This window comes from Streptomyces camelliae, from assembly GCF_027625935.1.
Classification (GTDB): domain Bacteria; phylum Actinomycetota; class Actinomycetes; order Streptomycetales; family Streptomycetaceae; genus Streptomyces; species Streptomyces camelliae.
This window is the reverse complement of the sequence record NZ_CP115300.1, coordinates 9,265,865-9,289,272: the sequence shown is the minus strand read 5'-3', so window position 1 is coordinate 9,289,272 and position 23,408 is coordinate 9,265,865. Positions and strand designations below refer to the sequence as shown.

Annotated in this window: 20 protein-coding genes and 6 pseudogenes; 13 read left to right on the top strand and 13 right to left on the bottom strand. The window is 67.5% G+C overall.

Annotated elements, in window-relative coordinates:
• Positions 1–1,158 precede the first annotated feature (1,158 nt).
• From O1G22_RS42925 to O1G22_RS42905, 5 genes are all read left to right on the top strand, one after another.
• Complete coding sequence (locus O1G22_RS42925; RefSeq protein ID WP_270086256.1) at positions 1,159–2,091, top strand: hypothetical protein; 933 nt, start codon at positions 1,159–1,161, stop codon at positions 2,089–2,091.
• A gap of 94 nt (positions 2,092–2,185) precedes the next feature.
• Complete coding sequence (locus O1G22_RS42920) at positions 2,186–3,253, top strand: hypothetical protein (protein ID WP_270086255.1); 1,068 nt, start codon at positions 2,186–2,188, stop codon at positions 3,251–3,253.
• Between the two features lie 276 nt (positions 3,254–3,529).
• Positions 3,530–4,692, top strand: a protein-coding gene (locus O1G22_RS42915; RefSeq protein ID WP_270084189.1) for an IS3 family transposase whose coding sequence is annotated in 2 segments (ribosomal slippage) — positions 3,530–3,814 and positions 3,817–4,692 — 1,161 coding nt in all. Because the reading frame shifts where the segments join, the coding sequence is not laid out codon by codon here.
• Between the two features lie 147 nt (positions 4,693–4,839).
• Entirely contained in the window at positions 4,840–5,211 is a 372-nt protein-coding gene (locus O1G22_RS42910; protein ID WP_270086254.1) for a hypothetical protein, read from the top strand.
• A 254-nt stretch (positions 5,212–5,465) separates the two neighbouring features.
• Positions 5,466–5,924, top strand: coding sequence for a hypothetical protein (locus O1G22_RS42905; protein ID WP_270086688.1), 459 nt, complete (start codon positions 5,466–5,468; stop codon positions 5,922–5,924).
• Positions 5,925–6,147: 223 nt separating this feature from the next.
• Here the strand turns inward: O1G22_RS42905 and O1G22_RS42900 are convergent, their stop codons facing one another.
• From O1G22_RS42900 to O1G22_RS45150, 8 genes and pseudogenes are all read right to left on the bottom strand, one after another.
• Positions 6,148–6,516 carry a hypothetical protein gene (locus O1G22_RS42900; RefSeq protein ID WP_270086253.1) on the bottom strand — a complete coding sequence of 123 codons (369 nt, stop codon included), beginning with the start codon at positions 6,514–6,516 and terminating at the stop codon, positions 6,148–6,150.
• 68 nt (positions 6,517–6,584) lie between these two features.
• Positions 6,585–7,031, bottom strand: a pseudogene (locus tag O1G22_RS42895) (ATP-binding protein); the annotation flags it as partial.
• Between the two features lie 609 nt (positions 7,032–7,640).
• Complete coding sequence (locus O1G22_RS42890) at positions 7,641–8,069, bottom strand: DUF6262 family protein (RefSeq protein ID WP_270086251.1); 429 nt, start codon at positions 8,067–8,069, stop codon at positions 7,641–7,643.
• Positions 8,066–10,222 (bottom strand): tyrosine-type recombinase/integrase, encoded by a 2,157-nt coding sequence (locus tag O1G22_RS42885; RefSeq protein WP_270086250.1) that lies wholly within the window; start codon positions 10,220–10,222, stop codon positions 8,066–8,068. The genes O1G22_RS42890 and O1G22_RS42885 overlap by 4 nt, the downstream gene beginning before the upstream one ends.
• Entirely contained in the window at positions 10,212–11,348 is a 1,137-nt protein-coding gene (locus tag O1G22_RS42880; protein ID WP_270086249.1) for a tyrosine-type recombinase/integrase, read from the bottom strand. Before O1G22_RS42880 ends, O1G22_RS42885 begins: the two co-directional genes overlap by 11 nt.
• A 172-nt stretch (positions 11,349–11,520) precedes the next feature.
• A pseudogene (locus tag O1G22_RS45090) lies at positions 11,521–11,850 on the bottom strand (ATP-binding protein); the annotation flags it as partial.
• Positions 11,851–11,937: 87 nt separating this feature from the next.
• Positions 11,938–13,443, bottom strand: a pseudogene (istA, locus tag O1G22_RS42875) (IS21 family transposase); the annotation flags it as partial.
• A 198-nt stretch (positions 13,444–13,641) separates the two neighbouring features.
• Complete coding sequence (locus tag O1G22_RS45150; RefSeq protein WP_270086247.1) at positions 13,642–14,103, bottom strand: hypothetical protein; 462 nt, start codon at positions 14,101–14,103, stop codon at positions 13,642–13,644.
• Between the two features lie 70 nt (positions 14,104–14,173).
• Between O1G22_RS45150 and O1G22_RS42865 the strand changes: the two genes are divergently transcribed.
• Together O1G22_RS42865 and O1G22_RS42860 are read left to right on the top strand one after the other, a co-directional pair.
• The gene (locus tag O1G22_RS42865) at positions 14,174–15,190 is read left to right on the top strand and encodes a tetratricopeptide repeat protein (RefSeq protein WP_270086246.1); all 1,017 of its coding nucleotides are present in this window, start codon (positions 14,174–14,176) and stop codon (positions 15,188–15,190) included.
• A 41-nt stretch (positions 15,191–15,231) separates the two neighbouring features.
• A pseudogene (locus O1G22_RS42860) lies at positions 15,232–15,836 on the top strand (IS5 family transposase); the annotation flags it as partial.
• Positions 15,837–16,280: 444 nt separating this feature from the next.
• On the opposite strand, the gene O1G22_RS42855 reads toward O1G22_RS42860, so the two are convergent.
• A complete protein-coding gene (locus O1G22_RS42855) occupies positions 16,281–17,174 on the bottom strand; it encodes an NADP-dependent oxidoreductase (RefSeq protein ID WP_270086245.1) in 894 nt (297 codons plus the stop codon).
• A 69-nt stretch (positions 17,175–17,243) separates the two neighbouring features.
• Between O1G22_RS42855 and O1G22_RS42850 the strand changes: the two genes are divergently transcribed.
• Positions 17,244–17,849 (top strand): TetR/AcrR family transcriptional regulator, encoded by a 606-nt coding sequence (locus O1G22_RS42850; protein WP_270086244.1) that lies wholly within the window; start codon positions 17,244–17,246, stop codon positions 17,847–17,849.
• A 272-nt stretch (positions 17,850–18,121) separates the two neighbouring features.
• Here the strand turns inward: O1G22_RS42850 and O1G22_RS42845 are convergent.
• Positions 18,122–18,286, bottom strand: a pseudogene (locus tag O1G22_RS42845) (SDR family oxidoreductase); the annotation flags it as partial.
• A 170-nt stretch (positions 18,287–18,456) separates the two neighbouring features.
• The gene (locus O1G22_RS42840; RefSeq protein WP_270086243.1) at positions 18,457–18,852 is read right to left on the bottom strand and encodes a hypothetical protein; all 396 of its coding nucleotides are present in this window, start codon (positions 18,850–18,852) and stop codon (positions 18,457–18,459) included.
• Between the two features lie 316 nt (positions 18,853–19,168).
• Here O1G22_RS42840 and O1G22_RS42835 point away from each other — a divergent pair, with 316 nt between their 5' ends.
• From O1G22_RS42835 to O1G22_RS42815, 5 genes and pseudogenes are all read left to right on the top strand, one after another.
• On the top strand, positions 19,169–19,951 hold the full coding sequence (locus O1G22_RS42835) for a phosphotransferase enzyme family protein (RefSeq protein ID WP_270086242.1): 783 nt from the start codon (positions 19,169–19,171) through the stop codon (positions 19,949–19,951).
• A gap of 145 nt (positions 19,952–20,096) precedes the next feature.
• Positions 20,097–20,449: pseudogene (locus O1G22_RS42830) on the top strand (transposase); the annotation flags it as partial.
• 43 nt (positions 20,450–20,492) lie between these two features.
• Positions 20,493–20,630, top strand: coding sequence for a hypothetical protein (locus O1G22_RS42825; RefSeq protein WP_270086721.1), 138 nt, complete (start codon positions 20,493–20,495; stop codon positions 20,628–20,630).
• Positions 20,627–20,824: a hypothetical protein gene (locus O1G22_RS42820; RefSeq protein WP_270086241.1), complete on the top strand. Its 198-nt coding sequence runs from the start codon at positions 20,627–20,629 to the stop codon at positions 20,822–20,824. Before O1G22_RS42825 ends, O1G22_RS42820 begins: the two co-directional genes overlap by 4 nt.
• Positions 20,825–21,013: 189 nt before the next feature.
• Positions 21,014–21,886 carry a nucleoside hydrolase gene (locus O1G22_RS42815; protein WP_270086240.1) on the top strand — a complete coding sequence of 291 codons (873 nt, stop codon included), beginning with the start codon at positions 21,014–21,016 and terminating at the stop codon, positions 21,884–21,886.
• Positions 21,887–22,069: 183 nt separating this feature from the next.
• Here O1G22_RS42815 and O1G22_RS42810 read toward each other — a convergent pair whose 3' ends face one another.
• Positions 22,070–22,852 (bottom strand): hypothetical protein, encoded by a 783-nt coding sequence (locus tag O1G22_RS42810; protein WP_270086239.1) that lies wholly within the window; start codon positions 22,850–22,852, stop codon positions 22,070–22,072.
• Positions 22,849–23,370: a DUF4303 domain-containing protein gene (locus O1G22_RS42805; protein WP_270086238.1), complete on the bottom strand. Its 522-nt coding sequence runs from the start codon at positions 23,368–23,370 to the stop codon at positions 22,849–22,851. Before O1G22_RS42805 ends, O1G22_RS42810 begins: the two co-directional genes overlap by 4 nt.
• Between the last annotated feature and the right edge of the window lie 38 nt (positions 23,371–23,408).

Genomic DNA, 23,408 nt, shown 5'->3' with positions numbered 1-23,408 from the left:
TCCACTGCGCGGCGTAGTCCCGGACGTTGCGATCCTCGGTCGCCCCAGAGGGCGACCGCCACCCGGCCTTGAAGCCGTGGCCCGGCGCGTTCTCGAAGTAGTTGCGATCCTCGGTCGCCCCGGAGGGTGACCGCCACTACCTGCGGGCGGGCGGGACGGACCGGGTACAGCGCGTTTCGATCCTCGGTCGCCCGGAGGGCGAACGCCACCACTCCCCTGTGCGCATGGTCCTGCTCTCGGTCGTGTTGCGATCCTCGGCCGCACCGAAGAGCGACCGCCACAGCTTGGCCTTGATGAGGTCAGCGAGTTCCTGATCGTCGTTGCGATCCTCGGTCGCCCCGGAGGTCGACCGCCACAAACGTTCGCGTCGGTCGCCGCCATCTGCTCCCCCGAGTTGCGATCCTCGGCCGCTCCGGAGAGCGACCGCCACGGGGTCGAAGCCGCCCAACGGCCGCGTGGTCGAGGCGCTGTGATCCTCGGTCGTCCCGAATGGCGACCGCCACAGGGCACCTGCTGCACTGATCAGGCTCCCTTGCGGTCGTTGCGATCCTCGGTCGCTCCGGAGGGCGACCGCCACATCATCGCGGATGTCTTGATCCACCCGGCCGGGACGTTGCGATCCTCGGTCGCCCCGGAGGGCGACCGCCACTACTCCTCCGGCAAGGAATCTGCGACCAGGCGACATCGGCGCAGCCCATCAGTGCGGGGTGGTCGCATTCAGCTTGCTCTACCTGCGGGTACTCGCGGAGGAACCGAGCGACCGCAGCCTCCTTGGCCGCCGCATCCATCACGCACATCCCTCTACCCCGTCCCCAGCTCACACGACATCGCCCCGAAGGACGTCCGCCGGATGAGAGTACGGGCCCGGCCGAGCCGCCCACTCAGCGCCCCGAGCGATGCGGGACACCACACCATCTACCCCTGCCCCGTGCAGGGCGTACGGCGTTGCGCAGGCCGGCTGGGATGCGGCAGCACTATCGTTGTGGTCGCGGCAGGTTGCGCACGCCGTGAGCCTGTGTCCGGTGCCCCGCGTCGGCGTGCAGCAGGCGAAGGACACCGGGCCCGTGGGGTTCAGGGATGGTCCCGCACCTTTCTTTCATGCCCGCGCGTTATCGACTCTGCGGGGCAGCGGGGGCCCTGGTGCGGAGATCGATCATCATGACCAAATCCGGTGCAAGCGGTCCGAAGGCGCGTGCCCGCAAGACTCAGGACGCCGCTGGTGTGCGCTACACGCAGGTCCGTCGCCGCATGGTGCCGGCTTCGCGGCACGGCCGGGTGGTGCAGTTCCTTTTCGATGAGCAATGCGAACTGGGCACGCTCACGGTGCAGATCGCGTCCGCATGGGCGCAGCAGGGCCTGCGGGTTCTTCTCGTGCACAAGTACAAGCCGTATGGATCCGACCTGCGGCTGTACTCGCGCAAGGCCAGGGAACGCAAGGCAGCCGAAGAGCGGCAGCGGGCGTGGCCTGGGCACCGCAGCACCCTGCTGCGGGCCGACATCAGGGACCGCGGGCGGGGCGGTCTGCTGGTGGAGCAGCACACGCCGTGGTCACACCCGCCGACCGATCCTCGTCGTCCCTCCCTTGACGAAGGCCCACTGCAGGACGCCCTGCAGCTGGGACGCCGCCATTTCGACGCCCTCGTACTGATGGGCCAACCGACTTGGCCGCGACGCGATCTTGTGGACCACTTCGTGGTGCTCGCCGCGAGCAACGGCGTTCCCGTCGCCGAAACCCTTGGCCACGGCGCCGTACCGGAGGAACGCATCGACCGCCCCCTCACGCCGGAGCAGAGCGCGGCGCTCCTGCGCGAGCGGCACCTGAAGTTCCTCTACCACCGTCCGACCGCATTCCTCGGGATGATCACCGGCAGCCGGAAGCAACCCGCTGCGGAACCCGTGTCAGGTTTTAGTCGCCTCGTCGAGGTCGACATGGCCGCCGCCGGCATCCCTCTCCTGGGACACATCCGCGTCGGCGACTACGACCTCGCCACGCATCACCACCGCACACACGACACCGAAGCCCTAGCCAATTCCCCACTGGATCCCGGCGTCGAACAGGCCGCGAAGGCCATCACTGACCGCTGGTGCTAGCCAGGTACCAGCCAAGGCTCCGTCCTCCTCGTACACCCTGACCCCCGCACGCCGAGCCCGAGAGCTTCAACGCCCTGCTGGCTAGCGTTTCCTCATGTCACGAAGTGCACCCAGTCGTGCCGATCTCAAGCTGATGTCTCTGGCCGCGTCGTCCGGCCACCCGGTGAGCGCGTACCAGCTAGAACGCTGGCGCCGCCACGGCCTGATCCCGCGACCCGACATCCAGCGCGTGGGGGGCGCGGGAACCGAGGCGGTCTACCCGCCCGGCACCGGCGACCTGGTCTGTGCCTTGGCCCGGCACACCAGTCCCGGGCGCTCGTACGACGACCTGGCTCTGCTTGCCTTCTTCAGTGGCGCGGACATCCCGGAAAGCGCACTGAAAGTCGCTCTCGCGCGCACGTACTTCGACCGCCGCTTCACACATGAGGATCGCATGGCGCGAGAGGCCGCCGCAGTGCCACCGCAATGGGCTGCTGAGATGGACGCCGAGTACGAGAACGCCGAGGCGAGGGCCAAAATCACGCTGTCCGAGAACGGCAGGGCAGTGCGCCAGATGCGAATCAACCTCCGGCGTCTGCCGGACCTCGCGGACGCGCCGCGCGCAGAGGTGAACGCCCGCCTATTGGCGGTCCTGATCGGCCTGGAAAGGCTGGCACTTCCAGAAGACGACCATGCGCTCATGGCCGACCTGGCCGCCGCCCTGGACCTCGACTGCGACGGCGGAGAGGACTGCCTGGCCGTATGGGATTACGCGGCCGTCTGCCACGCCTCGCAGATGGCCCGCTACCAGGAAACCTCCCCCGAGGAACGGCTCGACAAGCTCGTTCGCATCAGCTTCGAGGAACTGACCGCCCTTCGCGACGAAGTCCTCAATCACATCGATCAAATGTGGACCCGGGCAACGCGCTGCCGGCAAACCCGGGCTCCCATGAACGAGCCCCGCCAGGCGCAGGGCGCTGCCGGGCTGCTGGTGGAATGGATGAGCGCCCGGGAGGTGCATCCTCCGGGCTCCGTACTTGCGGACCGGTACTTCATCGAGAGCTTGGCCGACCTGTCACTGCGCTGCTGGGTCTCCGCGGCAAGTGCGCAGACAGGGGGCAGTGCGCCGGGTGAAGGACGTGCCGCGTTCATTGCACGCACCAGCCGGCCTCCGACGGTTTGACACCCTGGAGGGGCAGACCGCTTTCGTTGGCTGAGTGATCCCTCCCGGACTCCTGTGATCGACATCTATGCTCTGGAGGAAACGGCGTACGGGGAGGGCCAGCGGGTGCACCGCAAGCTAATGATGACAGGTGTGCGGGCGTCGGTGATGCTGGTCGCTGTGGGACTGTCGATGGTTGGCTGTAGCGGCAGTGGCACGGCACCGGTCGGGTCTGATGCACGATCGGGTGACATCTGAACTGGCTTGCCCTGCAGGGCGGGTGGGAAGGATGTCGCTGTGCCCAAGCCCTATCCGGAAGAGTTCCGCCAAGACGTCGTGCGAGTCGCGAGGAACCGCGGCCCGGGTGTCACGGTCGAGCAGGTGGCCACCGATTTCGGGGTCCACCCGATGACGTTGTGGAAGTGGATGCGCCGGGCGGACATCGATGACGGGCCCAAGCCCGGGGTGACCAGCCACGAGAGCGCGGAACTGCGGGAAGCGCGTCGGCGGATCAAGCTGCTGGAGCAGGAGAACGAGGTCCTGCGCCGGGCCGCGGCATATCTCTCGCAGGCGCATCTGCCGGGAAAAGGATCTACCCGCTCGTAAAAGAGCTGGCCGTGGACGGGGTGCCCGTCACGGTGACGTGCCGGGTGCTGAAGCTCGCCAGACAGCCCTACTACCGCTGGCTCGACAAGCCGATGGCCGACGCCGTACTGGAGGAGGCGTACCGCGCGAACGCACTGTTCGACGCTCACCGCGAGGACCCGGAATTCGGCTACCGCTTCCTGGCCGATGAAGCGCGTAGTGCCGGGGCTCGGATGGCGGACCGGACCGCGTGGCGGATCTGCCGGGACAACAACTGGTGGAGCGTGTTCGGCAAGAAGCGTGGCCGGGGCAGGAAGGCCGGCCCGCCGGTGCACGACGATCTCGTGAGCCGCAGCTTCACCGCGACCGGCCCGAACCGGCTGTGGCTCGCCGACATCACCGAACACGCCACCGCCGAAGGCAAGTTGTACCTCTGCGCGATCAAGGATGTCTTCAGCAACAGGATCGTGGGCTACTCCATCGACGCGCGGATGAAGTCCCGCCTGGCCGTGACCGCCCTGGACAACGCCGTGGCCCGACGGGAACACGTCGACGGGTGCATCCTGCACAGCGATCGCGGCTCGCAGTTCCGGTCCCGGAAGTTCGTCCGGGCCCTCGATCGCCACCGGATGGTCGGATCGATAGGGAGAGTCGGGGCGGCCGGCGACAACGCGGCCATGGAGTCCTTCTTCAGTCTGCTGCAGAAGAACGTCCTCGACCGCCGGAGCTGGACCACCCGCGAGGAGTTGCGGATCGCGATCGTGACCTGGATCGAGAGGACCTACCACCGACGCCGCCGACAGGCCTCGCTCGGCTGGCTGACACCTGTCGAATACGAAACCGTCATGACCACACCGGCCCTCCAGGCTGCGTAACCGAACCTGTCACCCAAACCTGCATCAGACCCGCCCATCGGCTGGAAGCCTGGCGTGCAAACCCTCAACGGCCGCGACGTGCCCAAGAACGCACCGTGCCGTAAGCCCCCAGGGTCGACCTGTGCGGGAGTGACGAGCCGTGCGGACGTGCAGTACAACAATGCGGACAACACGGGCAACGTCTACTTGGAAATCACCGCGTACGAGAACACGGAGATCGCTCGGGCTGGGTATCAGAGCAGAAGCGTCTCTAGCAATGACACGAGTTACCGCCAGATCTCGATGCCCACGGTCGGCGATACCAGCGTCGCGCGTACCGGGTTCAACAAGTGGACCGGAGATCCGTTCACTGCCGTTGTGATGCGCGTCGGCACCGTGGCCGCTGAAGTGGTTTACACCCACAAGGACAAGGCCGATCCGCACATGCTGTTCTCCCTGGCACGCATGGAGGCAGCGCGCATCCAGCAAGCTCAGAGAGGCGAAAGACCCACCGCTACGCTCTCGGACCACGAAGAGTGAAGTCCTCCTGTAGCCGTCCACAGTGACTGGCAGCGCGATGGCGACGCATGCGAACGTTGTGCTCCCGCGCCGTCGTACCACCTCAACCCACCGCTCTCCCCCCAGCTCCCACCCCATACGCCGTCGACCCACACACCGTGCCCTGCACTGGAAGCAGGAGAGAGTCTGGGCCGTGGCCTGATTGACCTTGTGGGAACCGCGGCTTCTCGTAACGTGTCCCCTCCAGTGAACGCGTGTGTACGGGGGTGATCCTGATGGATCCAGTGTCGGTTGGGTTGCTGGTGGCGGTGGCGGGCGGCGCCGGCGGTGAGTTGGGGCGGCAGGCGTGGTCGGGGCTGAGTGCCTTGGTGCAGCGGCCGTTCCGGTGCGGTGCGGACACGGGTCAGGTGCCGGTCGTGAGTTCCGGCGCGCCGGAGCTGGTGGCATTGCAGCAGGCCCCGGCTGATGAGGGGCGGGCGCAGGCGTTAAGTACGGCGCTGGCGGTGCGGGCGGCGATCGACGGGGAGTTCCGGGGCGGCCTGGAGCGGTGGCACGAGCAGGCGATGCTGACGCAAGCAGAGGAGGGTGACACGCGGAACACGGTCAGCGGGGGCACCCAGTACGGGCCGGTGCTGCAGGGCCGCGACTTCTCCGGCTTCACTTTCACCACCTCGCCTCCGCCCGTTGCGTCGGCGGTTTCTGAGGACGGCGACACGCCGCCGAGGCAGGAGTGAGCCGCGTGACCAGGACCGAGACCCCCAAGCACGAGCCGGGTGCGGGTACGTCGAGCCGAATCGACGGGGGTGTCTTCTTCCATGCGGTGGTCCAGGGCCGGGATATCACGGTGCGGTTGCCTGTCGACGGTCAGTCGATTCCCCACCCCCCGTGTTCACGTAATTCCCCAGATGGTGGCCGTAGCAGCGGTCGGGCCCCACTGGTGAGGCGGGGCCCGACAGGTCAGTCCTGCCAGTCCAGCTGTGGCTCGGGGATACCGATGGAGCGCGCGTAGTCCTGCGCCTGCCGACGGCCTTCTGCCTCCTTGCGCGGATAGCGGAAGATCTTGTCCGCGAAGACCACGAACGCCTCCGCCGTGGTGTTGTAGTTGACATACCAGCCCCCGGTCGGGGCCAGGCAGGCGGCCAGCTGCTCGGCCAGACGCTCTGCGTCGGCCTCTTCGGCGGCGAAGTCCAGGAGAGTCCATTGCTGCGGCTGCTCGGCTGCCGCGTTGTTCACCTCCACTCTGGCGATCTTGGTGATGTGCAGCGGGACTCCGGCCAACTCCGTTCCCAGCCGCAGACTTTCCGCGATCAGCACGCCTTCAAGCACCTGCTCCTCCTTGATCTCGACGCGGTGAGAGTAGCGAGGACCTGTGACAGTGGCGGATCGGGATCGCATCAGCCGTTTGCGGGTGTGCCCGGCTTCTCGGTGGGGCCCTTGGGCCGCTTGTTGGGCCGGTAGCTGGGGCCGTTCATGATGACCTGGTGGCTGGAGTTGATCAGCCGGTCCAGCAGCGACTCGGCGACGACCGGGTTGGGGAAGAGGGGATACCAGTCGCTGGGCGCCCTGTTGCTGGTGATGATCAGGGACCGGCCCTGCCGCTCGGAGACGAGTTCGTAGAGGTCGTCGGCCTGGGCGGCGGACAGCTGGCGCATGGCGAAGTCGTCGAGGATGAGCAGGTCGGGGCGGATGAGTTCGCGCATGCGCCTGTCCCAGGTGCGGTCCGCGTGGCCGCCGGCGAGCTCGGCGAGGATGCGGCTGGTCTTGGCGAAGCGGACGTTCGCGCCCTGGCGGACGGCCTGGTGGCCGAGGGCCTGGGCGACGTGCGTCTTCCCGACGCCGACAGTTATCTGGGGATGAAGTTCTCGGTTCGGGCGATCGCCCTTGTAGCGACGACGAAGACATAGAAGCAAGGACAGGTGGCTGCACGAGCGATCTCTGGCCCCACCCTGGTGTCGGGCCCGGGTCAGACCTCGATGCGCCGTTGCCACCAGGGCAGGTGCTGTGGAGCGAATGGATCGTTGACGGTGCGCTTCAGAACGCGTGCGTCGATCGGCGCCAACGCCGCCTGTAGTTCCCTTCGAGCGCGGGGACGGAGGTTGCAACTGGCAACTTCGAGTAGCGTGCGGATGTGTCCGGTGGCGACGTCGGAGTATCCGTAGTGCCACTCTTCTGCGTTGCGACGGCGCCCGGCTCGCTGAGCCCAGCGGCGGAAGGCAAGCGCGATATCGCCTCTGGGTAGGCGTCGCTCGCGCTCGAACTGGGCGATTTGCCGGTTCGTGGAAGCCGACAGTCCTCTGATGACGGTTCGCCTGAAGTGCCTGGTGTCCCGCAGCGGCAGCTGGGACCTGATCTCGCCCGGTGTCCGGCGAGGCATGTGGACTTCCTGAAGGTGCCGGTGTTGGCAGGTGCAAGAACGCTAGCCCTGCTGACACGGGGTATTCAAGAGCATTTCAGTTTGCCTGGACCTGTCCAGGCAAGCCGCGGCGGTCGAGCTCGCGGCGGAGATCGAGGTTCTCGCCGTGGGCCTGCTCCAGCGCATCCCGCAGAGCCTGGACCTCCTGGCGGTGTTGCTGCTTCAGCCGGGTGATCTGGCTGGTCAGTGCCAGAACGAGCGTGTTCTCTGCGTCTGCCGGCCTGGTTGGTGCGGGGATCGGCCGGGACTGGGCCCGCAGACGTTCGATGCGTCCGCGCAGGTCAGGGTGGTTGTAAAGGAAGGCGTGGGACACGCCGGCCTCGCGCTGGACGGCCTGGAAAGTGATCGCCTCGCCGCGCTTGATCAGCCGCCGGATGGCCTGTTCGGCGGCTTGAGTCTTGGCCTGCGACTTTGCCTTCGCCGCGGCGGTGAGTGCTTGGGTGCGCTTGATGTGGGCATCGGTCACGGCCGGATCCTTCGGTGGTGGTCGAGATCGAGGGCGACGGGGACGGGGCCGGTGAGGGTGGTGCCGCAGCCGGCGCCCTGGACCGCGCGGCCGGGCTTGGCCCGGATGGTGTCCAGCAGCCGGGTCAACGCATGGTGCTCGGCCCGGCGCTGGAGGAGCCAGACGTTGTCCTCGGGCATCGGGTGACCGTGACGCTCCTGGAAGGTGGCGTCAGCGCGGTCGATTAGTGCTTGCGTCTCGCTGAGTTGACGTTCTAGGGCGGGTTGGTGGGAGGCGTCGGTGACGAAGACCGAGCAGGTCAGGCAGGCGTTTCCCTTGTCGCAGGTCTGCAGGGGCGGCAGCAGGCACCAGCCGTGGGGCAGGAACCGGTCGGCGCGGTTGAACAGGTGGAGGCTGTCGTGGTCGTCGTGGGAGAAGACGATGCGGGTGCCGTCGGCCTTGAGCTTGGTGGTGGCCAAGAACGCCTGCTCGGCATGCTCCTGCCGGGCGGCGATGTAGTGCATCGTCATGGACGGGGTGGCATGTCCGGCATAGCGCATCAACACGTGGACAGGCAGGCCGAGTTCGGCAAGCCGGGTCAGTTTCGTGTGGCGGAAGCGGTGGGTGTGGCTGAGGCTGACGGGCCTGCCCTTGCTGTCGGTGATCTGCACGACCTTGCTGAACTCGCGGAGCATGAAGGTGTAGGTCCCCGATGGGTAGGGCTTGTCGCCCTGGCGGTTTCCGGTTCGCTGCAGGAACAGGTGGGACGGAGTGATGCCGGGGAAGGACTCCCGGACCCACTGTTGCTGTTCTTCGATCACAGCGACGACTTCCCGGTCGACGAGGATGTTGTCCGGCGCGATGTCGATCTTGCTTTGGGCGTAGTGGAAGCGGGCGATCTGCTCGTTCTCGGCGGCGTCGACTGTTGCGCCGGGGACCGCGGAGAGGCAGTCGAATCGACAGGTGCGGATCTCGCTGGACCGTCGGCCGGTGAGGACCTGCAGCAGGATCATGCGCATAGCCTGCGGGTCGTCGAAACCGTGGGCCAAAACCTCGCTCCTGTCGCCCCGGGTGATGGGCATCTGCTGGTCGCGAGGCAGAGCAAGCAGGGGCAGCGCGGCCGGGATCTGGGTAAGGGCGTGGTCATCGACGTAGTGCTCGTCATTGAGCTCGCGCTGGTGCGGGATCCGGGTGACCTGTCGCAGCCAGGCGGCAGCGTGGGTGTCGGTGACGCGGTCCCAGGGGCCGGGGCCCAGCACGGCCTGGGTCTGGGCGGGATCGGCGGCAGCGAACGCGAACAGCTCGGCCACGGCCCGTAGGTCGTCGTTGAGCTGGCGGGGATGGATGCGCTTGTCGAAGTGACGGCTGTCTGACTCGCGGGTCATCCGGTTGCGGGGGTCGCTGACCCACCGGCGGAAGGCGGCTGCCTGCCCGGCGGCGGCCGCAGGGTCGCCAAGAGCCTCGGCGGGGTCGGTGAAGGCGGCGGTCAGCCAGTTGTCGAAGCGCCGCAGGCACTTCAGGCGTTGCTGGCTCACGGTGGTCCACCGCAGAGTGCCGGCCTCCAGCTGGGTTCCCAGGCACCACTTGACCGCGGGCCGCAGCCACTCGGTGGTGATATGCCCGGGTGAGCATCCGTAATTCCCCAGCGGTTCCCTGTCCGTGAGCGGGATCCTGGGATCGCACCGAGGGTTCCAGTCGTCCAGTTCCCAGCAGGGGCCGTCGTGGCAGCGGGCGATCAGCGCGAGGCGGGCGAAGCGGAAGATGACCCTCAGCCGGGCTCGGGCGTCCGGCGGGGCGAGCCGCCCCCACCGGGTGGCATAGAACCAGCCCTGCAGGGCGAACGCGGTCTGCCAGTCCATCTGACGGATGGAGGAAGGGAAGGGGCGGTTCTCCCGCATCGCCCGGCGCACGATGTTGGCCAGCTGGTTCGTCGCAAGCACAGAGGAGCGAGTGCCGTCCATCGCCTGCCAGTGGGCCATCCACGCCAGCTCGGCGATCATCACCTCCGGCAGACCGACCAGGTTCACGCGGCGGTCGTCGTTCTCCGTGTACTTGTCCCAGTCCGCGATGCCCGGGCCAATCACCGGCCCACGCCACTCGGGCGGCAGCCCCTGCCAGAGCCGCCAGACGGGATCAGCTTCCTGGGCGGGGCGGAGGTGGCGGTCACCGGCCATCGGTCACCTGCCATCCGGCGGCATACGACTTCCAGTTCGCTGCTGCCCGCAGGGCCTCGTCCTCACGGACCCAGCCATAGAGGTCAAGCGTGGTCTGCACGTGTGTGTGACCCAGACGGCGGGAGACCACCCACTCAGGGGTTCCAGCCAGCAGCAGCGCAGTCGCGTGGCTGTGCCGGAACCAGTGCGGCGTCCACCCGGCCGGTCCCAGACGCTTCTTGCGCAGCGCGGCGGTCTTGTCCCGCACCGTCCCCTCCCGCAGCGAGGCCAGCAATGGCGGCCGGGTCAGATTCACCAGTAACGGTGAATCCGTACTGATCTCCATGCCCAACTCGGCAGCTCGGCAGGCCAGATGGGTCAGGTAGTCGGCGAACAGTCGCTCCAGATCGTTGCCGACATGGACCCGGCGAGGGCGCATCATCTTCACCCTCGCCCCGTTCGGGTTGTCCTCGCGCGGGACGATCTCGACGTAGGGAGTGCCACCGCGGCCCATGACAAAGTCACTGATCCGCAATCCGAGGGCCTCGCCCAGGCGCATCCCGGTCTCCGCGAGGAGCGCGAACAGCAGTCGGTCCCGCAGGTTCCCCGCCCACTCGCCGACCGAGGCATCCGGCCTCGCGCAGCCGTCCAGGATCGCCTGAATCTCGGTCGGCAGCAGCAGGGGCGGCCGCCCACGGTGTCGGTGTCGGCGGACGCGGACCAGCGAGGACGGGCCGGGCGCGTTCCGGGTATCCAGGTGCGCAAGCAGTCCCCGGGCCGGAGCCCGGCGTGGCGCCCCGCGCATCAGCCGGCCCGCGACCGGCACGGAGAAGACTGCCTCCTGCCAGCGGTAGAAAGAGATCAGCGCGGCGAGCCTGGCCTCCAACGTCTCCGCTGCCGGAGCCTCGACAGGTTCGACCAGGGCCTGCTCGACGGAGCGGCCGTTGCGCAGCCAGGACAGGAACCCGGCCACGGCTGGGACTCCGAGATCGGCCCACTTCGCGCTCTCACCGCGCTGTTCCAGGAACGTCCACCACTGGGCCAGCGAGGTGGAATACCCACGGACGGTGTTCGGTGACCACAGCTGCCGGTGGGCCTCCAGCCAGTCCTCGACCGGTGCCACCGTCCGGTACTTCTCGTCGACCACGGTCCACGTCCGCTGCCCGCTCGATGGCCGGACCGCCAAGCTGTACGCCACTATGCTGCCGTCACATCTCGTTGTAGAACTCCCGCTGATAGCACTTCAACAACGAGGCAACGACAGCTCAGTCACGCTCGTCATTGACATAGAAGAGAGCGGATGAGGCCCCGTTGATAACGACAGGCCCGAACAGAATGACGGACTCGCCAGAGTGGAGCCAGCGCAGGGCCGCGAGGTCGCGGATCTGGGCGGCGGGCAGTTTCGGGGAGGCGTTGAAGTCGAAGCCCTCCAGGGTGGCCTGCTGCTCGAACTTGGCTTTGCGCAGGCGGCGTTCGAGCGCGACGCTCTCGCGTCGGGTGATCTCGTCGTGACAGAGGACCTGAAGGAAGTCGAGGTGTCCGAGTTCGCCTTTCTGGGCCTGGGTGAGGCGGGCGTCGAGGGTTTCGAGCATGCCGGACAGCCGCAGGGCCTTGAGGGAATCGCGCAGGGCGGTGGTCATCACGCTCATCGGGCGGCCTCCGCGGCGTCCACCGTGGCCCTGGTCGTCGTGGACGCTGCCGGGCGTCTGGGTGGGGACGGTGGCGGCGAACAGCCCCTCGGGCCCGTGCAGGAAGGCCGCGGCTCCGGCGTCGCCGGTCTCGGGTTCCGGATCGGTCTCGGTGCCGGCGACCAGGATGCCCTTGACGGTGCGGTAAGACGGGTCGCCGACCGCGATCGCCTTGCGGCAGGCGGCCTCCAGCCGGACGTCGCCGTACTTCTTGCGCAAGCCCAGGACCCCTTGGGCTGCGCGGAGCCGGTAGAGGGCGTTGACCTCCAGGAGCTGGTCGATCACCTCCCGGCAGGCGTCCCCGACCTGGGATGCCTGGCCGCGGCACCAGATCGGCGTCCGCATCTGGAAAGCGATCTTCTCGGGCGGGTAGTCGTTCTTGTCAGTGCGTTTGCCCTGCTCCAGGGCGGCATGGGTCTTGACCAGCTCGCCCTCGTGGAAGACCTGCACCGTGGCAGCGGTGGAGCGGACATCGACGCGGCGTCCGATCAGTTTCCAGGGCACCGAGTAGAGGGTGCGGCCGACCTTGATGTGGATGTCCGGGCCGACCGTCGCCTTCGACCATCTGGCCAGCACGAACGGCTCCTCCGGCAGCGGCAGCAGGGCCTCGGCCTCCACCGCCTCGAACACGCACAGCGGCTTCGCACCGTCCAGCGGCCGGCACTGCCGCTGACCGGCGACGTTTCTCGCCCAGCGCAGGGCCTCGGCCTGCATGTGCTCCAGTGAGGTGAACGTCCGCCCGCTCCAGAACGAGTCGCGGACATAGGGCATGGGCCGCTCCACTCTGGGCTTGTCCTTCGGCTTCGCGGCGCGAGCCGGATCCACCAACGTGCCGTAGTAGGAGGCGAGTTCGGCGTACGACTTGTTGATCTGCGGGTCGTAGAGGTCCGGCTTGTCCACCCCGGTCTTGAGGTTGTCCGGCACCAGACGCCGCGGGATGCCGCCGAAGAAGCGGAAGGCTTCCGCGTGCGCTTCGGTCCAGGCGTGCTGGTCCATGTGGGCCACCGGGCGGACGAACATGTGACGCGAGGCAGGCAGCACCATCACGAACGCCCAGATCCGGTGCCGCTTCCCGGTCGCCGGGTTGATCCACTGCCCCAGGAACCCGTAGTCGATCTGGGCCTCCGAGCCCGGCTCGACGTTCTCCCGCAGCACCGTGACCTTCGAGCGGGCGGCCTCCTCGGGCAGGTTCTCGTGCACCCAGCGGCGGAAAGTCGACAGCGACACCTTCAACTTGCCCTCGTCCCGGAGCCGTTGGTGGATCGTGGTGACCGTCGTGGTCTCCAGCAGCCTCTTGACGTAGTCCCGGTGCGGCTCGATCTCTGCCCACCGCACCTGGTTCAGCCTCCGGCTGGCCAGCTCCGGGAACCAGCTCTTGAGCAGTTTGGCCCAGTCCGCCTCGCTCATCGGCGGCCCTCCCGGAGTGATCCCGGCCGCCTCCGCCGGCGCCAGGTACTTCCTGATCGTCTTGCGGTCCACTCCCAGCGAGGCGGACACCTGGCTCTTGGACCGGCCCGCGTACCAGTGCACGTAGATCTCGACGATGTCGACCACGGTGAATGTTCTCCTTGCCATCCGGTGCGTCCGTCGGCCTCTCGGCTCGCAGATCGAGGGACCGCGGCGGCTCCGAGAGGCCAGGACCCTCAACCCGGGCACCGGCATGCCCATGGGGAACCCGACCGATTCGCAAGGAAGATCTAGAAGTTTCGCAAACCACCCGAAACAGGGAACATCAGGCTAGTTCGAGCGTGTTCAGCGGCACCATCGACGGTCAGCGTCCCCATGGGGAGTCGTGACCACAGGGGTGGGGAATTGGCTGACGCCGATCATGCAGATCGTGGGGAATTGTTTGACCGTCGACACATCCTGGTCGTCATCGACAACGCCTCCACTGCTGAACAGGCGCGCCCTCTGCTGCCGACCGACGGTGCCACCGCGGCGCTGATTACCTCGCGCCACAACCTCGCCCTGGGCGCCCGCCTGCACGACTTGAACGTCCTCGACGAGACAGCTTCGGTCGATCTGCTCCGCCGGGCGCTCCGGTACGCCCGCGGCAGCGCCGACGTCCGGGTGGACGAGCAGCCGGACGCGGCCCGGGAGATCGCTCAGCTGTGCGCGGGGCTGCCGCTGGCGCTGCAGATCGCCTCCGCCCTCCTCGCCGACACCCCCACCCGCCCCCTCGCCTCCCTCGCCAAGGCCCTCCAGGACCAGCATTCAAGGGTGGATCGGCTACGCCGCGAAGAAGACGCGGTCCGCAAGGTCTTCGACCTGTCCTACCAGCACCTTGCCGACGCCCACGCCCGCCTGTTCCGGCTCCTGCCGCTCAACCCGCCCCGACATCTCCACCGAAGCCGCCACTCACCTCACCGGCACCAACGCGGACGAAACCAACGTGGAAGTGGTGCTGCAGGACTTGGCCCGCGCCCACCTCGTCGAACCCGGACAGATCTGGGGAAGATGGCGGCTGCACGACCTGGTCCGCCTCTACGCCGACGACCAAGGGCACGCTTGCGGGGACAAAGACTGGCGCGACCACGCCCAAGCCCGCCTCTTCGGTCACTACGAAGAAACCGCCCAGGCCGCCAACACCCATCTGTCCACCGGGCCCGGGACGGGCACACCGCGCTTCACGGGCCGGGCGGACGCACTGGTTTGGTTGGACGCCGAACGCGACAATCTCATCGCCACCGCCACGACAGCCCACAGCCTCGGGCATCCCATCACCAGCGCGAAACTGGCTTTCACTCTTGCCCAGTACCTCAGCCAGCGCCGCGCATTTACCGACTTGATCAATGTCACCGCTACAGCCCTGACGATCATGCGCGAGACCGGCGACCGGCCGAACGAAGCCCATGCTTTGAGTAACCTCGGCAGTGCCCTCCATGACGAGCGCCGGTTCGCTAAGGCGATCGACGCCCACACTCAGTCCTTGGCCATCTGCCGTGAGATCGGTGACCGGCACGGCGAAGGCGTAGCGCTGCACAACCTCGCCCTCGCCCAGCAGGCGGTGCAGCAGTTCACTGAGGCGATCGAAACCCATACCCAGGCCGCCGCCATCTACCGCAAGATCGGCGACCAACACCGCGAAGCCCACGCATTGAACATGCTCGGCGGCGCCTTGTGGGCGGCGCGTCGATTCGACGACGCCATCACCGTCCACAGCGCCGCCGCGGTCGTCTACCGCGATATCGACGAGGACGGCGGCGAAGCCACCGCACTGACCCTCGCGGCGCTTGCCCACACTGAGCGCTGTCTGCGGCTCCAGCGAACTACTCGCCAGCAAAAGAAGGCAGAGTCCTAGGTCGTGTCTTCAAATGATCTTGAGTAGTGGATCATGGTTGGGTGATACGTCGCCATGAACTGTCCGATGCCGAGTGGGAGTTCGTTCGGCCGCTGCTGCCCGCGTCCTTGCGGGGACGCAAGAGGTTGGACGACCGAAGGGTCCTCAACGGGATCGTGTGGAAGTTCCGCACCGGGACGGCCTGGCGGGATGTGCCCGAGCGGTACGGGCCGTGGGCCACGCTGCATACCCACTTCCGCCGGTGGGCGGCGGACGGCACCTTCGAGCGGATGCTCAAGGCCGCCCAGGCGCAGGCGGACGCAGTGGGGGATGTCGACTGGCTGGTGTCGGTCGACTCCACCATCGTCCGCGCCCACCAGCACGCCGCCGGGGCCCGAAAAGGGGGCTTCGCAGCCCCGGTCTCGGACGCTCCCGAGGCGGCCTGACCAGCAAAATTCATCTCGCCTGCGACGCCTTCGGCCGCCCGCTCGCGTTCACCGTGACGGGCGGCAACACCAACGACTGCACCCAGTTCACCGCCGTGATGGAAGCGATACGGGTGCCCCGCATCGGCCCGGGACGACCCCGTGTGCGGCCCGCCCATGTACTGGGTGACAAGGGCTACAGCTCCAAAGCCATCCGCACCTGGCTGCGACGGCGCGGCATCGTCCACGGCCGTGACGGGCCGGACGATGTCCTCGGCCAGCCGTAGCAGGATGAACGCCAGCTCCGGGTCCGCTTCCGCCCGCCCGGCGACAGCGGCACCGCCACCCATCTGCAGTGCCAGGAGGTAGTCGAAGCCCGCTCCACCTGTTCGGGCGTCAGCGGTGTACGGGACGGGATCAGGTACGGCATCAAGTTCTCCGCTCGAAGGACGCCGCGCGACTCGCGGCGTCGTTCCCGCATGGTCGGCGGACTGGCCTGTGGACAGAGGACGGAGAACTCTCCCTCCCTGAACGGATGGTGCGAATTATGACGTCGACCGGTAGTTGGCCCTTCCGATCGGTTGTTGGCCCCGCTGCGACGTGGGCCCGCTGTCTTCCGATCAAGTAGCGGGATCCTGGCCGGCGTCGTCCTCAATTTCTGCTTGAGGACGACGCGCAGCTGGTTTTCAGATAACCAGGACCCGTCGCCCGCGTGTGTGACCGGCCTGGCTGTCGATGTGCGCCGCCGCGGCCTCGGCAAGCGTGTACGACTTCTCGACCGGGATGTGGAGCTTTCCCCGCGAGATGAGGTCGACGGCTTCGGCGAGCGCTTCTGGCATGCTCCCGGCGACGCCGGAGAATCGGACACCGAGCTCCGGCGCACCGAGATCGGCGATGGAGACCACCTTCTGCGGGTCCCCGGTCAGTTCGACGAGCTCGCGGATCACGCCCGAGCCGGCCAGGTCGAGGGCTGTGTCGACATGGCCGAGCTGCCGCACCCGCTCGACCCACCCTTCGCCGTATGTCGTGGCGAGGGCGCCCAGGCTGCGCAGATAGCCCTGGTTGGCCGCCCCAGCGGTCCCGATCACCGTGATGCCGCGGTCGCGGGCGATCTGCAGCACCGCTGATCCGACTCCCCCGGACGCGCCGCTGACCAGCAGCGTCTGCCCGGAGCGCACACCGACCTCGCGGATGATGCGCAGCGCGGTCTCCATCACGGAGGGGTAGCCGGCCGCCTCTTCGAACGTCAGGCCCTTGGGCATACGGGCCCAGGCCGACAGCACGGCGAACTCGGCATACGTGCTTGCGCCTTCGCCGAAGACGCGGTCGCCGACCTCGACTTCTTCGACGCCTTCACCGACCTCGTCCACCACCCCGGCGGCGTCCTGCCCGACTCCGGCGGGCAACTCGATCGGATGGGCCCCCAGGACCTGGCCTTCACGGAGCCTCCAGTCGACGGGGTTCACGCCTGCCGCCCGTACGGCGATGCGGATCTGGCCGGGGCCCGCGTGGGGATCCTCGGCATCTATGAGTTGCAGAACGTCCGGACCGCCGAACTCGGCGAAAGTCACCTTCTTCATGCGGCGACCGTAACACTAACGGTTAGGATTTTGAATTCGTTATGGATTTGTACCTGATAGTGTGAAGGCATGACTGTGCCGACCGGACGCCGTGAGCGCAAGAAGGCCGCGACCCGCCAGAAGATCGCTGACACCGCCCTGCGGCTCTTCCTGGAGCACGGGTACGACGCGGTGGGCATCCGTGACGTGGCCGCCGAGGCCGACGTGGCCGTTACCACGCTGTTCTCCCACTTCGCCTCGAAAGAGGCCCTGGTCTTCGAACAGGACGAAGACTTCGAGCAGCGCCTCACGCGGGCGGTCACCGACCGGGCGCCGCACGAGCCGCTCGTCCCCGCGCTGCGCCGCGAGATCCAGTCCCTGGTGCGACACTGCACAGCGGACAGCGCCGCCCCGATCTGGCGCATGATCGACGCATCACCCGCCCTGCGGGAGTACGAAGAGTCGATGCGGCTGCGCCACGCGGAGTCGTTGGCAACGGCCATCGCCGCCGATCCCGACCTGTCAGGGACCCCAACGGCCTGCCGGGCGATCGCGAGGTTCGTGATCGACGCCTATTCGCTGGCCCGTGAGGCGGCCGATCCGCAGGCCACGGTGGGCGAGATCTTTCAGATGATCGAGGCGGCCTGGGCCGTCACCTGTCCCTCCGGAGACTCCACCGGCACGGCCAGGCCGTAGTCAGGACTCGACCCTGTTCCGCGCCGTTTCGTCCGAACGCCAGCCACAGAGCAGATCAGTGGGCGCGCCGGCCTTGAGCGTTCTGACCGGTAACCGTGGCCGCATGGCCTTGTCGGCGGTCGGGCTGTGGCCGGCCCCCATAGCAGGACCAGCCGATGCCCTTCGGGGCCACCTGTCGTCCGCCATCGGGGCCAACAACCCTTCTTCGCAAGCTGCTGACCACCGGCTACTGAATGTTGCGAGACCATCTATCGCTCTTCGTCACACCGGGCCATACGCGCGTCGTACGACGTCCAGTACGTGAAGGCGACGTTCCAGCCCGCTTCGGCCAGTCGGCGGGCGATCCCCGCACCGATTCCGATGGACCGGCCGACGCCGGTCACCAACGCGACCGGCCTGGCGCCATCGAACAGCGGCTTCTCATCAGCAGTCGTCACAAGGCGCGATCGTTCGGCCTGCTACACGTGAACGACAACCCGATTTCCTTCAGCTCATCCACAGGTCTTGACGATTGCTCACTCGCGGCCCGACCGGCGCCGGGCCGCACCGGTGCGGTCACGGTGGCCGTTCGGCGAACGGCACCCTGGAGGCTGGCGGAGGCAAGCCGTCAGCTGACGTCGACGGTGGTCTTCCAGAGGGATACGACGGAGGGGCAGCTATGCCCAGGAGCCGTGACGACGCAGCGGCGGTGCGCGGTGATGGTGCTGTGCCCGTCCGCTTCGGCGGCGAAGGTGGCTTCGGCGTCGCCGCTGGCAACCGTGCGGCCAGAAGACCGTGACAGAACCTGGTCGTCGGAGGCCGTGGGCTCGTCCCACACCCACTTCACCCCGCTACCCGGGACGGCTTTGAGGTGCACGTTGACCGCGCCGCCGGATTTGACGGTGACTGTCCTGCCGTTGTCGGCGTTGGTCAGGCCTACGGGGCCGACTGCTGCCGCGTGGGCGTCAGTGAGTACTGCTGGTGTGGTCAGCACGCTAGCGGCAAGTGCGGTGGCGGCGAGCACAGTCCGGCCAAGCATGGCGGTCCTCCTGGAAGGCGTGACGTACCCACTAGTCAACCGGCCCCACCGCAGCCATGATCCATCAACGCGGAGCCGTTCACCCGTATGGAGACTGTGAGCGTGCGGCGGCCCGCGAAAACGGTCGCCGTGACCTCTCGGCGAACGCTTTCACGAGCCTCTCTTTTCGGATATTCGTGGTCTGGCATATGGCTTTGAGGTTCAGGAACGGGCACTAACCTTGTTTTTTAACCTCCGTCCCTACTCTGACGCTCCCCCTTAATGGGGTGATCACGACGAGCTGATCCGACACACTGGTTCGATGCGGCACGATGATGAACAGCCTTTGTCCGGTGGCAACGTCAGTGATGGTGTCGTTCGCGTCGGGGACACCGTTCGCCGTCCGACCGGACCATGGACTCCCGCTGTGCATGCCCTGCTTGCCCACCTGCACGAGGTGGGCTTCGGCGCGGCGCCTCGTCCGCTCGGCATTGACGATCAGGGGCGTGAGGTCCTGACCTTCATGCTGGGAGATGTGGTCTGGCCCGGCCGGTTCTCGCTGATGGAACCCGCTCGACAACTGGCTCGCGTGGCACGGCTGATCCGGGACTTCCACGACGCCGTGCAGGACTTCACGGCGCCCTCCGATGCGCGGTGGCAGACACTGATCCCCGCTGAGGACAGTGACATCATCGCCCATAACGACCTGGCCCCCTGGAACCTCGTGGTCGCAGACGAGGCGCGGTGGGCCTTCATCGACTGGGACGCTGCAGGTCCCGGCTCGCGCCTGTGGGATGTCGCATACGCCATTCACGGGTTCATCCCGCTGTCCGCGCATCCGGACTGGCAGAGCGCGGACGCGGCGGACCGACTGCGAGTCTTCGCCGACGCCTACGGTCTGGCTGAGTCCGAACGCCGTCGGTTGGTGCCTCTGCTGGGGCGCCGTACGCGTTCCATGCACGACTTCCTGCGCGACCAGGCAGCCCAAGGAGCCCAGCCCTGGGCAAGGCTGTGGGCTGAAGGCCACGGCGACGCTTGGCGAAACGACGCCGAATACATCGAGCAACGCGAAGACCAGTGGATGCAAGCCCTGCTCGCTAGCTGAGTCATCAGCGCCCGTGCCTGGCTCCTGGCATCGAACGACATCTCGAACTGGATCACTCACCTGGGCATTTGCCGGACATTGAAGCGGCCTTCGCCTGATCATGTGCTCCGACCAAGGTGCACCGATCGAGACGAAGGCCGTGAGGGTGAGTCTGCCGCCTGATACCGGTCCTGGGGAGGCGTTCGCCGAAGCGTCACGCTTCCGGGTCGACTTCGTCGACTGCCTGACCGCCCGCGGGGACGAACTGTTCGAGCTGGCCGACGCGCTGCTGTGCTTGGACGGTCCGTAACCTCGCCGGTGGACCTCACGCTGGTGGCCGAGCACCGGCGTGGGCACGGCGCGATGTACGAGGCGTTGAACCGCGGGAGCGTGGATGTGCCTCGGTTGCGGCAGGTGCTGGCCGGTCTGCCGATGCCGCGGGCCGCCGACGGGCGCCTGGTCCTGGCCGTCGACGTCAGCAACTGGCTCCGCCCCGACGCGCCAACCAGCGCGGAGCGACGACGTCGTCCTGGACCCGGAGACCATCGCGGACCTGACCGAGTTGTTCGAGGACGTCGACCTGATCGACCTCACCAACGCGGTCCCCAACGCGGCCCGGCCCGAAAACCGGCCCGCTGTCACACAGGCGATGGACGACGTGTTCGGCGACGTCCCCGGCCCTGAGGACCCAGAGCCGTGACCACGCCGACCCCGACCTCTGACCACCAGCAGCGCACGGTGCTGGAGCGCTTCCCCGCCGGCCACCCCCGAGGCTCCCGGCCGGCCGACGAATACGCCGCCGCCCGGCGACAGCAGGGACTGCGCGCCCAGGTCGTCATGGACCTCGGCACTGATCAGTTCCTCGTGGTCGTCGACGACACCGCCCAGCCCTGATCACCACCACCAGTGCCGCGCCCGCCGTGTTGCGGGCGCGGCATTGCGAATTTTCCCCCAAGGAGACCTTGATGAGGGATGACCTCACTCAACTGCGCCGCCTGAGGTGGCGGCTGCTGACCGGCCGAGCGTGCCTGTCTCGCCGATATTCCGTTGGACACGTTCCGTCGGATCGGTATGGTCGCGGGAATGGCAATCCCGATCGCGTTCGACATGGAGACCGGCGACCCCGACGACGTCTTCACCCTGTGTGCCCTCGCGACCCATCCGTGGGCGCGCCTGGTGGCCGTGACGGTCATGCCTGGATCGGATGAGCAGGTCGGTATCGTCAAGCACCTCCTCGGGCGCCTTGGGGTGACCGTACCGGTCGGCGCGTACCGGCCCGGTGCTGACGTGAAGCCGGTGTCGGGCTTTCATCGCCGATGGCTTGGGAAAGTTCCGCCCCGCGAACCCGACGCCGAGGCCTGGCAGTTGCTCCGGGACACCTTCGCCAGCGAGGACGCGACGCTGCTCACGGGGGCGCCGCTGAAGAATCCCGGCATGCTCCTGGAACGGAAACCGGACGTGCGCATCGCCCGCTGGGTCGCGCAGGGCGGCTTCGCCGGCGACTCCGTCGTCCCGCCCGAACACCGGCTCCCCAAGTTCGAAGGACGCGAGACCTGCGGGACGTACAACTTCAACGGCGCTCCGCAGGCGGCGTTGAAGCTGCTGGAGTCGCCCCACGTCGGTGAGCGGGTGCTCGTCTCGAAGAACGTCTGCCACGGCGTTGTCTACGACGGCGCGATGCACGCCGCCCTGTCGGCGCGGCGGCTCACACCCGGGATGGCGCTCGTGCGGGAGGGCATGGAGGTCTACCTGGCCAAGCGCCGCGCCGGCAAGGCCTTCCATGACCCGCTCGCGGCGGCCGTGGCGCTCGACGAATCCATCTGCGCGTTCCGCGAGGTCGAGGTATACCGCGAGCGCGGCGCCTGGGGTGCACGCCCGGCGGCCGGCACCCGGACACGGATCTCGGTCTCGGTCGACCACGCGCGATTCCTGGACGTCCTCACGGCTACCCGGTGACGGCCTTGCTCTGAGTGAGCTTGAGAGGTTGTTGTCTTTCCGATCTTGGGCCGTGCTCGTCGAACGGAAGTCTCGGTTGGGTGATCGTTGCTGGTCGCGGGCATGCCGATACCCGTGCTGGAGGTCCTCGCGCCTCACCGTACCGACCCTGCAGCATGAGACCCGACCGCCGATTTGGAGGTACTACTCCCGGTCGCCGTCGAAGAGTGCCGCCGTGGTCATTGGCAAGGCGATGATGTCAGTCAAGCTCCACAGGCCGCCGCCTGCCTGGGGATCGCCTCCGGGCGGTGCCTTGGAGTGCTGCGAGGCCAGTGCCACCACTTGATGGGCAGGGTCGGGCAGGTAGGTCAGGCCCACGACCCCGAAGCGGGCACGAGCGCCTGCTCGGGCCGCTGGCCGGCCTGCTAGCTGTGCCATGGTGGGCGGCTGGGTGAAGGAGCCGGCGTAGAACTCGATTACCGGGAATTCATTCGCGCCGTGCAGCCCGTGGACGAAGGCGGCGTGGAAGCGGTTGGCGAGTTGGATGGAGACGACATCGCCGGGGCGTAGGAAGGTGACTGTTCTGGGATTGCGCGGCCGACGCGTCAGTGGTGTCGGCGCCGACCGCAGCAGTGCTCTAATCGCCGGGGACTGTCTTTCGAACGCGTCGGACAGGACGACGTGATGGTTGAGTTCGTCGATGGAGGTCAAGGCTCTCGCGGTGATGGCGCTGTCGTGGAATCCGTACTTGTGCAGCAAGGTGGCCAGCGCCACCCACCCGACGTCCTTGGCCGCCGCTGTGGCGTCAGCGGCGTCGAGCAGGCAACGCCAACGTGTGAGGAGCGGCGGTATCACCGTCTTCTGGACCTCTGTATGCGACCGGCCGCGGTATGACATCTGCTCGCTGGTCCACCGAGCCACATCCTCATTCATCGCCTGGACGATTCCCCGAGCCGCGAGCTTGTCCAGGATCTGCTGATGCCTCATTCCCCGAAGCATGACAGAGCGTAATGGGGCGCAGCTGACCAGCGGGTGAAACGCCGGGTCTGGTGCGGCGGGTTGAGACGGCGGATCCAGCCCGCCTCCCGTTCCGCGTCCGTGTGGTCGGAGACGGCGAATACCACGACGGTGTCGTCGTCCCGCTCGAGGATGTCCTCCGCCAACAGTGTCTCCAAGGTCACCACGCACGCCTCGTACACACTGTCGCGCCACTGGCACAGCTCCAGGCCGCCGAGAGTGATGGAGCGTGTGAGCAGGTGCCGGTTCACCTCGGTGAAGTACTCGTGGCCCACCCCCTCGTGCGCCCATTCGGCCGGGCTCCACCGGTAGTACTCCGCGTCGTCGGGATCGGCGGCCTGGCTGCGGGCCAGATGATCCCGTGTGTTGACCGCGCAGCAGACCGTCATCGCCGCCGCATCGGAGTACAGCGCGTATCCGCAGCACTCCGTGCCGCCGAGCCCCTCCGCGAGGCGGGTGAAGGCTGATCGTGCGGCAGGCAGCAGCATGGTCAGCGGCGTTTCGCTTTGGGGTGCGGCGGGAGTTT